11 protein-coding genes and 1 tRNA gene are annotated in these 10,847 nt (G+C 63.8%); 8 read left to right on the top strand and 4 right to left on the bottom strand.

The annotated features are described in order from the left end of the window. Window positions 1-1,253 (top strand): Asp-tRNA(Asn)/Glu-tRNA(Gln) amidotransferase subunit GatB (gene gatB / locus QZ847_RS10865; RefSeq protein WP_294356436.1); only part of this gene is annotated, 1,253 nt, incomplete at its 5' end. A 65-nt stretch (window positions 1,254-1,318) separates the two neighbouring features. Here the strand turns inward: gatB and QZ847_RS10860 are convergent. Continuing rightward, a complete protein-coding gene (locus tag QZ847_RS10860) occupies window positions 1,319-1,522 on the bottom strand; it encodes a hypothetical protein (protein ID WP_294193137.1) in 204 nt (67 codons plus the stop codon). Window positions 1,523-1,529: 7 nt separating this feature from the next. Then, window positions 1,530-1,694, bottom strand: coding sequence for a hypothetical protein (locus QZ847_RS10855; protein ID WP_177171476.1), 165 nt, complete (start codon window positions 1,692-1,694; stop codon window positions 1,530-1,532). Between the two features lie 109 nt (window positions 1,695-1,803). Between QZ847_RS10855 and QZ847_RS10850 the strand changes: the two genes are divergently transcribed. The 6 genes from QZ847_RS10850 (at window position 1,804) to QZ847_RS10825 (ending at window position 7,339) form a co-directional block, all read left to right on the top strand. After that, a tRNA-Leu gene (locus tag QZ847_RS10850) sits at window positions 1,804-1,888 on the top strand. Window positions 1,889-1,948: 60 nt separating this feature from the next. Further along, window positions 1,949-3,655, top strand: a complete 1,707-nt coding sequence (gene tig / locus QZ847_RS10845; protein ID WP_294356434.1) for a trigger factor — start codon at window positions 1,949-1,951, stop codon at window positions 3,653-3,655. 120 nt (window positions 3,656-3,775) lie between these two features. Further along, on the top strand, window positions 3,776-4,717 hold the full coding sequence (locus QZ847_RS10840; RefSeq protein ID WP_294356432.1) for a glycosyltransferase family 2 protein: 942 nt from the start codon (window positions 3,776-3,778) through the stop codon (window positions 4,715-4,717). Between the two features lie 77 nt (window positions 4,718-4,794). Then, window positions 4,795-5,484: an ATP-dependent Clp protease proteolytic subunit gene (locus tag QZ847_RS10835; RefSeq protein WP_281243224.1), complete on the top strand. Its 690-nt coding sequence runs from the start codon at window positions 4,795-4,797 to the stop codon at window positions 5,482-5,484. A gap of 94 nt (window positions 5,485-5,578) precedes the next feature. After that, window positions 5,579-6,847 carry an ATP-dependent Clp protease ATP-binding subunit ClpX gene (gene clpX, locus QZ847_RS10830; RefSeq protein ID WP_294356429.1) on the top strand — a complete coding sequence of 423 codons (1,269 nt, stop codon included), beginning with the start codon at window positions 5,579-5,581 and terminating at the stop codon, window positions 6,845-6,847. A gap of 132 nt (window positions 6,848-6,979) precedes the next feature. Next, the gene (locus QZ847_RS10825) at window positions 6,980-7,339 is read left to right on the top strand and encodes a DUF4440 domain-containing protein (protein WP_294356428.1); all 360 of its coding nucleotides are present in this window, start codon (window positions 6,980-6,982) and stop codon (window positions 7,337-7,339) included. 38 nt (window positions 7,340-7,377) lie between these two features. On the opposite strand, the gene QZ847_RS10820 is transcribed toward QZ847_RS10825, so the two are convergent. Next, a complete protein-coding gene (locus QZ847_RS10820; RefSeq protein ID WP_294356427.1) occupies window positions 7,378-7,653 on the bottom strand; it encodes a hypothetical protein in 276 nt (91 codons plus the stop codon). Continuing rightward, window positions 7,650-9,362: a M1 family metallopeptidase gene (locus tag QZ847_RS10815; RefSeq protein ID WP_294356426.1), complete on the bottom strand. Its 1,713-nt coding sequence runs from the start codon at window positions 9,360-9,362 to the stop codon at window positions 7,650-7,652. The genes QZ847_RS10820 and QZ847_RS10815 overlap by 4 nt, the downstream gene beginning before the upstream one ends. A gap of 451 nt (window positions 9,363-9,813) precedes the next feature. On the opposite strand from QZ847_RS10815, the gene QZ847_RS10810 reads away from it, so the two are divergent. Continuing rightward, on the top strand, window positions 9,814-10,847 hold a 1,034-nt coding region (locus tag QZ847_RS10810; protein ID WP_294356424.1), incomplete at its 3' end, for an LON peptidase substrate-binding domain-containing protein.

Raw genomic sequence — 10,847 nt, 5'->3', positions numbered from 1 at the left:
AGGCGGTGCGCACAGGAATGGCGATCGACGCGCAGATTAACAAATGGTCGCGGTTTGACCGCAAGAACTATTTCTACGCCGATCTGCCGCAGGGGTATCAGATCAGCCAGCTCTACCATCCGCTGGTCGGTGAGGGCGCGGTCGAGATCGAGGACGAGGGTCATAGCAAGACCATCGGGGTGGAGCGCATTCACATCGAGCAGGACGCTGGCAAGCTGATGCACGATCAGCACCCGACGCGCTCCTACGTCGACCTCAACCGCTCGGGCGTCGCGCTGATGGAGATCGTGTCGAAGCCCGACATGCGCTCGCCGGCGGAGGCAGGCGCGTACCTCACCAAGCTGCGTTCGATCCTGCGCTACGTCGGGTCGTGCGACGGGAACATGGACCAGGGATCGATGCGCGCCGACGTCAACGTCAGCGTGCGCAAGCCGGGTGACGAGTTCGGCACACGTACCGAGACGAAGAACGTCAATTCGATTCGCTTCGTGATGGCCGCGATCGAGCATGAGGCCAAGCGGCAGGTCGCGGTGCTGGAAGACGGCGGCACGATCCAGCAGGAAACGCGGCTGTTCAATCCCGACACCGGCACGACGCGGTCGATGCGGTCAAAGGAAGACGCGCATGATTATCGCTATTTCCCGGATCCCGACTTATTGCCGCTGGAGCTGGACGATGCGTTCCTTGATGAATGTCGCGCGTCGCTGCCTGAACTGCCCGGCGCGAAGCGCAAGCGGTACGAGGCGTTGGAGATTAGCGCCTATGCCGCCGACGTGATCACCGCCGAGGTCGAGAGCGCGCGCTGGTTCGACGCACTGCTCGATGCGGGTGCGAAGCCGGTAGCGGCGGCGAATTGGGTGACGAGCGAGCTGTTCGGTGCACTCAACCGCTTGGGCAAGTCGATCGGCGAGAGCCCGGTCCAGCCGGGTCAGGCGGCGGAACTGCTCGCGCTGGTGGCTGATGGAACGCTGTCAGGCAGTCTTGCCAAACAGGTGTTCGAGGCGATGCTGGAGACGGGCGATGCCCCCGGCAAGATCGTCGAGGAGCGCGGACTCAAGCAGACCAGCGATACCGGCGCGATAGAGGCGGTGATCGCCGACGTGCTAGAGAAGAACCCCAAGCAGCTGGAACAGTATCGCGGCGGCAAGGAGGCGCTGTTCGGCTTCTTCGTCGGGCAGACGATGAAGGCGATGGCGGGCAAGGCCAATCCGCAGGTCGTGAACGACTTGTTGAAGAAGTCGCTGGCGGGCTGATCGTCCTTTAACGGCCGAGGCAAGAACAAGGGGCAGTCACCGTGCGGTGGCCGCCCCTTTTTTCATCACTGTTGCGTGTCGTCCTGGTTTTTCACCTCGCCGCCGGTGCCGCTATTGCCATCGAACTCTCCAGTGTCGGTGAACATCGCAGGCTCGGGTCCACCTTCGCCGCGCGCGAGCGCGTCGCTACGCGCGTCGACTGCCTGTTGAATGTCGGAACGATCATCGTCGCGGCCGGCGACGGGATCGATGGTCTTCGGTTCGCTCATGGTGTCCTCAGATCGTCGGGTTGGCAGGTGCGGGCGTCTCGTTCGGCGCGCCGGGGCTGGGCATGTCGATGTCGGGTCCAGGGGGGGACACCTCGGGTGGCGGAATGTCGGGCTGCGCGGGCTGGGTCGGCTGCGGCACGTCGGCGGGCAGGTCGCCCGGGTTGGTCGCCATGATCTCTTCTCCTTCGGACACATGAACGCGGGCGGCGAGGGTTCGGTTGCCGCCGCGCTTGCTCCCGCGGTTTCGACGGTATAGAGGCGCGCGACCGACGGTGTCCTGTGCGGGCGTGGCGGAACTGGTAGACGCAGCAGGTTTAGGTCCTGCCATCGCAAGATGTGGGGGTTCGAGTCCCTTCGCCCGCACCAGTCCCGCGCTGCCTGCGCGGGTGCCACCATCTACGATATTCCTAGAAGCGAAGGCGTAACATGCAGACTGTGGAGACGTTGAACGAGGGGCTGAAGCGCGCCTACACCCTCACCATCCCCGCCGCCGACATCGCGAAGAAGGTCGACGCCGAGTTGAAGCGCGTCGCTCCGCAGATCCGCATGCCCGGCTTCCGTCCCGGCAAGGTGCCCGCCAACCTCGTGCGCAAGATGCACGGTCCTGCGCTGATGCAGGAAGCGCTCAACACCTCGATCCAGGACGGCGTGCAGTCGCTGATCGCCGAGAAGCAGCTGCGTCCCGCGACCCAGCCCTCGGTCGAGCTGGCCGACGGGTACGAGGAAGGCAAGGATGCCGAGCTCAAGGTCGAGCTGGAAGTGCTGCCGCAGGTTCCGACGCCCGCGATCGATGCGCTGAAGCTCGAGCGTCTGACCGTGCCGGTCGCCGATGAGGCGGTCGACGCGCACCTGCAGAAGTTCGCCGACCAGCAGAAGAAGTGGGATGATGCCGGTGACAAGGCCGCCGAGCAGGGCGACCTCGTCACGGTCGATTTCGTCGGCAAGACCCTGGATGGCGTCGCCTTCGAGGGTGGCACCGGCGAGGACATGGCGGTTGAGATCGGCTCGGGTCGACTGATCCCCGGCTTCGAGGACCAAGTCGTCGGCGCCAGGGCGGGCGAAGAGCGCCAGATCAAGGTCACCTTCCCCGAGGATTACCCCGCCAAGGAGCTGGCCGGTCAGGACGCGACGTTCGACCTCAAGATCAAGTCGGTGAAGACTGCGGGCGAGAGCGTGATCGACGACGAGCTCGCGACCAACCTGGGGCTCGAGAGCCTGGAGCAGCTACGCGGCTTGCTCAAGGGGCAGATCGAGCAGGAGCATAACGGGCTCACCCGCACGCACATGAAGCGCAAGCTGCTCGACCAGCTGGCCGAGGGCCACGACTTCGAAGTGCCGCCGTCGATGGTCGAGGCGGAGTTCAACCAGATCTGGGCGCAGTTGCAGCACGAAGCGACGCACGAGCCTGATCAGCAAGCGGCGCTCGACGAGATGGAAGCCGAGCGCGACGATTACCGCAAGATCGCGGAGCGTCGCGTGCGTCTGGGGCTGCTGCTGTCCGAGATTGGTCAGGCGAACGGTGTGGAAGTCAACCAGCAGGAAATGCAGCGCCTCATCATGCAGGCCGCGCAGCAGTATCCGGCCGAGCAGCGTCAGCAGTTTGTCCAGTACGTCCAGCAGGAGCCGATGGCGGCCGCTCAGTTGCGTGCACCGCTGTACGAGGACAAGGTTGTCGACTTCCTGTTCGACAAGGCCGAGATCACCGACCGCGAGACGACGCGCGAGGAGCTGGAGGCCGCGATCGAGAGCGAGGACGGTTTCGCGACCGGCACGCACACGCATGATCACGACAACCACAAGCCCAAGCAGAAGGCCAAGAAGGCTGCGGCCGAGCCGGTGGACGACGCCAATGCTGCTGCGTCCGAGTCGACCGACGCGAAGCCGGCGAAGAAAAGCGCCAAGAAGCCGGCTGCAAAGGGCGCCGACGCGGCGGTAGAGCCAAGCGACAGCGACACGGCTGCATCCGCGAAGAAGCCGCGTGCCAAGAAGGGTGCGCCGGTTGAAGCCGAGACGCAGGTGCTAGAGGCCGACCCGGTTGCGGCCGAGGCAGCGGACGGCACGGTCGCGGCGGACGAAGCTGCGCCGGCTGCGAAGAAGTCGCGCGCGAAGAAGGCGCCGAAGACCGAAGCGTGATGTTAATGGGTGGGCGCTAGGAAGTAGCGCTCACCCGCGGCGTCGCCGTGGGCTGTCGTTCATCAGTCTATGGCGCCGCGCCGGCGTCGCTCGTACGGGTGCCGTGTGCCGCAGTTCAACATGTCGCAATCCAACACTCCGACGATCGCCGTCCTGCTTCCCTGCTATAACGAGGAAGCCGCGATCGCGCAGACGATCGCCGGATTTCGGGCGGCGCTGCCCGACGCCGCCATCTACGTGTACGACAACAACAGCCGCGACCGGACGGTTGAAGTCGCGCGCGCCGCGGGTGCGATCGTGCGAACCGAGCGCATCCAGGGCAAGGGCGCGGTCGTGCGGCGCATGTTCGCCGACGTCGACGCCGATGTCTATGTTATGGCCGACGGTGACGCGACTTACGACGCCGCCTCCGCGCCGACGCTGGTCGCCCGCCTGATCGACGAGCAACTGGACATGGTCGTCGGCAGCCGGGTTCACGAGGCGGTCGAGGCTTACCGACGCGGTCATCAGTTCGGCAACGCGATGCTGACCGGGATGCTCGCGCGGTTGTTCGGGCGCAGCTTTAGCGACATTCTATCCGGTTACCGCGTCTTTTCCCGGCGCTTCGTGAAGAGCTTTCCGGTGCTGTCGGTCGGCTTCGAGATCGAAACCGAGATCAGCGTTCATGCGCTGGAACTAAAGATGCCGGTGGCCGAGGTGAGTACACCCTATTTTGCGCGCCCGGAAGGATCTGCATCCAAGCTGTCGACCTATCGCGATGGCTGGCGCATTCTAGGCACGATCGTCACGCTGTACCGGATCGAGCGACCTTTGTGGTTCTTCGGTGCGCTCGGCGCCTTGCTCGCGGCCGTGGGCGTTATCCTCGCTGTACCGCTGGCGATCACCTACGCACACACCGGACTGGTGCCGCGGGTGCCGACCGCCATTCTGGTGACCGGACTGATGATCATCGCGACCCTCGCGTTCTTCGCCGGGTTGATCCTCGACACGGTGGTACGCGGCAGGCGTGAGGTTCGCCGGCTCGCCTATCTCGCCCATTCGGCACCGCATCGACCATCCTGACCTCGGCGGCGGTTGGGGCTTGAACAAGCCAGCGCTAGCGCCGATGTTGTCGGTCTTCCCTTCAAGAGAGTTTTTCCATGCACAATCCGTTCGACAACGGCGATTTCGCGGGCAAGTTGGCGAGCGCCGGCGTCGGTATGCAGCAGACCCAGGCGGGGCTTGTTCCGATCGTGATCGAGCAGTCGAACCGCGGTGAGCGCAGCTTCGACATCTTTAGTCGCTTGCTGCGCGAACGTATCGTGTTCGTGACCGGCGGGGTCGAGGACGGCATGGCCTCGCTGATTACTGCGCAGTTGCTGTTCCTTGAGTCGGAGAACCCGAAGAAGGACATCTTCATGTACATCAACTCGCCGGGCGGTGTCGTGACGGCGGGCATGGCGATCCATGACACGATGCAGTACATTCGGCCACGCGTCGGCACTGTGTGCATCGGTCAGGCGGCGTCGATGGGCAGCTTCCTGCTCGCCTCCGGTGAGCCGGGCATGCGCGTGGCGCTGACCAATGCGCGCATCATGATCCATCAGCCGTCGGGCGGTGCGCAGGGCATGGCGTCCGACATCGAGATCCAGGCCAAGGAAATTCTGCGCATCCGCAAGCGGATGAACGAGCTCTACAGCCAGTACACCGGGCAGCCGATCGAGGAAATCGAGCGCCGCATGGACCGCGACACCTTCCTCGAAGCGAACGAAGCGAAGGATTTCGGTCTGATCGACGAGGTGTTCGACAAGCGGCCGGCACCCGCCGATGACGTAGCGGCTGCCGCCTGAGCGCTCGCTCGACCATACGGCATTGCCCAATGAACGAGGGGCAGGCTACGATGCCTGCCCCACCATACCGCGGATGCGCGGGAAGGATGATTGAATGACGAAGCTCTCCGGCGGCGACTCCAAGAGCACTCTTTACTGCTCGTTCTGCGGCAAGTCGCAGCACGAGGTGCGCAAGCTGATCGCCGGTCCGACGGTCTTTATTTGCGACGAATGCGTCGAATTGTGCAACGACATCATCCGCGAGGAGACGAAGTCGGCTCTCGTGTCCAAGAAGGACGGCAGCGTTCCGACACCGCAGGAAATCTGCGACGTGCTCGACGATTACGTGATTGGGCAGAAGCAGGCCAAGCGCGTGCTCTCGGTCGCGGTGCACAACCATTATAAGCGGTTGAACCACGGCGCGAAGGGTGCCGACGTTGAGCTTGCCAAGTCGAACATCCTACTCGTCGGCCCGACAGGCTGCGGCAAGACGTTGCTCGCGCAAACGCTGGCACGCATTCTCGACGTGCCGTTCACGATGGCGGACGCGACGACGCTGACCGAGGCGGGCTATGTCGGCGAGGACGTCGAGAATATCATCCTCAAGCTGCTGCAGGCATCGGACTACAACGTCGAGCGTGCGCAGCGCGGCATCGTCTACATCGACGAGATCGACAAGATCAGCCGCAAGGCTGAAAATCCGTCGATCACGCGCGATGTGTCGGGTGAGGGCGTTCAGCAGGCACTGCTCAAGCTCATGGAAGGCACAACCGCCAGCGTACCGCCGCAGGGTGGCCGCAAGCACCCGCAGCAGGAGTTTCTGCAGGTCGACACGACCAACATCCTGTTCATCTGCGGCGGTGCGTTCTCGGGACTCGAGAAGATCATCGGCGACCGGTTGCAGGGCAAGTCGATCGGCTTCGGCGCCTATGTCGCCTCGCCGGAGGAGAAGCGCACCGGCGAGATGCTGCGTCAAACCGAGCCGGAGGATCTGCTCAAGTTCGGTTTGATTCCGGAGTTCGTTGGTCGCCTGCCGGTGATCGCGACGCTGGAAGACCTCGACGTGCCCGCGCTGGTCAAGATCCTGAGTGAGCCCAAGAACGCCCTGGTCAAGCAGTATCAGAAGTTGTTCGAGATGGAGGAAACCAAGCTCGGCTTCACCGACGATGCGCTGACGACGGTCGCCAAGAAGGCGATCGAGCGTAAGACCGGTGCGCGCGGGCTACGCTCTATCCTGGAAGCAATCCTGCTCGATACGATGTTCGATCTGCCGGGTATGGACTCGATCGACGAGGTGATGATCGACAAGGACGTGGTCGAGGGTCGGAAGGAACCGATACGCGTGTATGCCGAGAAGAAGAAGGTGGCCGAAGGCGCTGCCTGACTTCTTTCTCCATGTGCAAGAAGGGCGCTGCCGATCTGTTCGGTGGCGCCCTTTCTGTTTGTGGAGGCTTCACCTCGGGGGAACGAAGGACCACGCCTTCCATTGTCCTGATGAACAACGGGAGCATGGTTCGTGGACGACAATCGCGTTTGGAGTTTCGAGGAGAGCCTGTGGACGGCAAGCCCGGAGCATTATGAAGAGTCGATCGATGACGAGTGCCTGATGGTGCTGCCCGAGCCGCCGTTCGTGATGAGCGGTCAGCAGGCGATCGAAGCGGTCAAGAAGACACCGCGCTGGGAAATGGTCGAGATCAGCGAGCGGCAGGTTGCGCGGCCGCAGGAGGGGCTGATCGTCGTCGCCTACCACGTCGAGGCGTCGCGTGGCGAGGAGCGATACGCGGCGTATTGCACCTCGACCTATCGCTGGCTGTCGCACGAGAACTGGCGCGTCGTGCAGCATCAGCAGATGGTGCCGCTTAAGTCCAACGGCTGATCGATCGGGCACCTCGTCTTTTGCGAGGTGCCGTCACCTCACTCCTTTTTCGGGCGCAATGTCGCCGCGAGGGCGATGCCGGCGGATAACTGAACCAGGCCGTAGAGGCGGCGGCGGGTCGGTTTGCCGCCGAAGGGAGAGACGAGGGCGTCGACGATCCCGACCTTCGACCGCCACAGATCGACGTGGCGGGTGGGCTGTAGGATGCCGAGCAGACCGTCACCGATCATGAACACTGCCGCCATTTCGCCCGCTCGTTTCAGGCCGAGCATGGTGCTGTCATCGCCGACGTTGACGGTTGTGCGATCGTTCATTTGCGTGACCTCTGCTGGTTCGTCCAGGCACGGAACGCCTCAACGGCCGGATTGCGCCGCAACACACGCGCCTCCGGATCGATGACGAGGTGCGTGCCGGGTGGTGTGGCGATGGTGGCGACGCCGTCTGTCATCGCGAGGCGCTGTACCTTGCCGTCGAGGCTGATCTCGACCGGCATTGGGAACGTACCACCGCCGGGGACCTTCCAGCGCAGTTCGGTACGATTGCCGGGGCGGGGCGTGGCGACCAGATCGGGCAGTGCGGCCTGGCGAAGATAGGCGTCGAAGAACCAGTCGTAGTTCTGCCCGGTGACCTGGTTGACGATCCGCTGATACTCGCGGGTCGAGCCGTAGCGCGGGGTAAAGTTGCCGGGCTTCGGATCGTCGCGGCCGTAGACCTCTAGTCGCATCGCCTTGAAGAAGGCGGCGTCGCCGATCAGCCAGCGAAGGGTGTGGAGCATCCACGATCCCTTGTAGTAGATGTCGGTGCCGGGTCCGCCGAGCTTTGGTTCGTAGACTTCTTCCTCGGTCAGCACCTTGTCACGCACGATGGGATGGTCGTTCGCGATCAGGTTCCGCTGCGTATCGAGCATGACGTGATAGCGGGCGTCGCCCTCGCGCCACCGGCCGTAGAGCGGTTGCATGTAGCTGCCGAAGCCCTCGTGCAGCCAGTAATCGTCCCAGTTGGCGACGGTGAGTTGGTTGCCGAACCATTCGTGGCTGAGTTCGTGGTGGAACAGCCAGTCGAAGCCCTCGGGTGCCTTGGCGTAATTGTTGCCGTAGGCGTTGATCGTCTGGTGCTCCATGCCCTTGTGCGGGGTCTCGACCACGCCGAGTTTCTCGCCACCGAAGGGATAGGGGCCGACCGTCGCCTCGAAGAAGTCGAGCGTGGGGGCGAACTCGGCGAATAGCGCTTCTGCCTTCGCCTTCTCGCCGGGCAGGTACCAGTAGCTCATCGGGATCGTGTTGCCGAAGCGACTCTTGTACGTGCCCGAAATCTCCTCGTACGGACCGACGTTGAGAGCGATCGCGTAGGTGTTGGGCTGGCGCGCGCGCCAGTTCCAGCGGGTGCGGCCGTCGGGAAGCTGGTCGATGCCGAGCAGGCGACCGTTCGACGGTGCCTTGAGCCCGGCGGGAACGGTGATGTGGAGGTCGACCGAGGCCGGCTCGCCGGTCGGGAAATCTAGGCAGGGCCAGAACAGGTCGCAGCCGTAGCCCTCGGCCGTGGTGGCGAACCAGGTGCGGCCATCCGGTGTCTTCGACCACACCATGCCGTCATCCCACGGCGCATTGACGGCGACGTGCGGGGTGCCGCCGTAGCTGATCCGGGCGACGACCCGTTTGCCCGCCAGAATCGGGCGGGGAAGCGTGATCGTGAGGCGACCATCGGGGTTGGTCCACGCAGTGCGGGCGAGCGGGCGACCGTCGATGCTGATCGCCGAAATCGGCAGATTGTGATCGAGGTCGATCAGCAATCGTGTGAGGGTTGCGCGGGCGGTGAAGGTGAGCGTGGCGACGCCGTTCAGTGCCTGACGCTCGGGCAACACCTCGAACGAGAGATCGGCGTGGTCGAAGCGCAGGGCAGTTTGTTCGGGCAGCAACGGGCCGCCCGAGCGCTGCGTCTGCTCCGAGATCGGCGGGCTGCCCTTCGGCGGTGGGGCGAGTGCCAGGAGCGGGAGGGCAAGGAGGGCAGCAGTCAGACGGGGCATCGGGTTCTCGGATGATTGAGCGATTGCAGAAATGACAAGTTGAGGAAGTTGAGAATGGCGGAGGGTTTTGTTTTTCGTATCAACTTACGCGTTCAAGGCGGCGAGTGGGACGGGGCGAAAAGGCAAGCTGCTGTCGAACAACGGCTTTTCTTACAAATGCAGGCTTTCCAGGAGCTGTACTCGTAAGTTCAGACGGGCCTGCGCCGTCCGCGAAGTTGACATCATACCGGACCTACTTTGCATCGCGGGCAGGCGGGAGCCGACGAAGGCGAACCGAGGCAGTTGAACGTGGCGGAGGATTTGGGAAAGCGGCGGCATCGTGCACAGCATGACACGCGCGGGGCAGCTTAGGACAGCCCGGGCGTACCGCCGCCGCAACGATTGATGGAAATCGCCGGCGCACCATATAGGATCATGAACGTCGCCGCTGTTCGGCGACCCCGGAGTTTTCATGACGCTTACGCTTCCCGTCCTGCCGCTTCGCGACATCGTCGTCTTCCCGCACATGATCGTTCCGCTGTTCGTCGGACGCGACAAGTCGGTGGCGGCGCTGGAAGCCGCGATGGCTGCCGACAAGGAGATTTTCCTCGTCGCGCAGCTCGATCCCGCCAACGACGACCCGACGCGCGACGACCTGTATTCGATGGGCGTCACCGCGTCCGTGCTGCAGCTGCTTAAGCTGCCCGATGGCACGGTGCGCGTGCTGGTCGAGGGCAAGCAGCGCGCGACGCTGGAAGCGCTGAACGAGCGCGACGGTTATTTCGCGGCGAACATTGCGCTGATCCAGGACAAGCCGGTCGAGGGGCCGGACGTCGCCGCGCTGATGCGCTCGGTGGTCAAGCAGTTCGAGGCCTATGCCAAACTGCACCGCAAGCTGCCGGCGGAAACCGCGGCGCAACTGGGCGAGATCACCGAGGCGGCGCTGCTGTCGGACTCGATCGCCGGCAACGTGCAGATCAAGGTGGCGGAGAAGCAGTCGCTGCTGATGGAGACCGATCCGGTCAAGCGGCTGGAAATGTCGTTCGCGCTGATGGAGGGCGAACTCGGCGTCCTGCAGGTCGAGAAGAAGATCAAGAGCCGCGTCAAGCGTCAGATGGAGAAGACGCAGCGCGAGTATTACCTCAACGAGCAGTTGAAGGCGATTCAGCGCGAGCTGGGCAACAGCGACGACGAGAGCAACGGCGACGAGATCGCCGAGCTGACGCAGAAGATCGCAACGCTGAAGCTCAGCAAGGAAGCGCGCGCCAAGGCGACCAGCGAGCTGAAAAAGCTAAAGACGATGGCGCCGATGAGCGCCGAGGCGACGGTCGTGCGCAACTACCTCGACGTGCTGCTTGGCCTGCCGTGGGGCAAGCGCAGCAAGATCAAGCGCGATCTGGTCGCGGCCGAGGGCGTGCTGAACGAGGATCATTACGCGCTCGACAAGGTCAAGGATCGCATCCTTGAATATCTCGCGGTGCAGGCGCGCACCAACAAGTTGAAGGG

This window comes from uncultured Sphingomonas sp., assembly GCF_913778135.1.
Classification (GTDB): domain Bacteria; phylum Pseudomonadota; class Alphaproteobacteria; order Sphingomonadales; family Sphingomonadaceae; genus Sphingomonas.
The sequence above is the reverse complement of the archived record's forward strand: the minus strand, read 5'-3'. Positions and strand labels throughout refer to the sequence as shown.

Coding starts and splice junctions, on each gene's coding strand:
- QZ847_RS10820 (WP_294356427.1), bottom strand. CDS start 7,653: ATGAACGATCGCACAACCGTCAACGTCGGCGATGACAGCACCATGCTC.
- QZ847_RS10835 (WP_281243224.1), top strand. CDS start 4,795: ATGCACAATCCGTTCGACAACGGCGATTTCGCGGGCAAGTTGGCGAGC.
- tig (WP_294356434.1), top strand. CDS start 1,949: ATGCAGACTGTGGAGACGTTGAACGAGGGGCTGAAGCGCGCCTACACC.
- QZ847_RS10840 (WP_294356432.1), top strand. CDS start 3,776: ATGTCGCAATCCAACACTCCGACGATCGCCGTCCTGCTTCCCTGCTAT.
- QZ847_RS10860 (WP_294193137.1), bottom strand. CDS start 1,522: ATGAGCGAACCGAAGACCATCGATCCCGTCGCCGGCCGCGACGATGAT.
- QZ847_RS10855 (WP_177171476.1), bottom strand. CDS start 1,694: ATGGCGACCAACCCGGGCGACCTGCCCGCCGACGTGCCGCAGCCGACC.
- QZ847_RS10815 (WP_294356426.1), bottom strand. CDS start 9,362: ATGCCCCGTCTGACTGCTGCCCTCCTTGCCCTCCCGCTCCTGGCACTC.
- clpX (WP_294356429.1), top strand. CDS start 5,579: ATGACGAAGCTCTCCGGCGGCGACTCCAAGAGCACTCTTTACTGCTCG.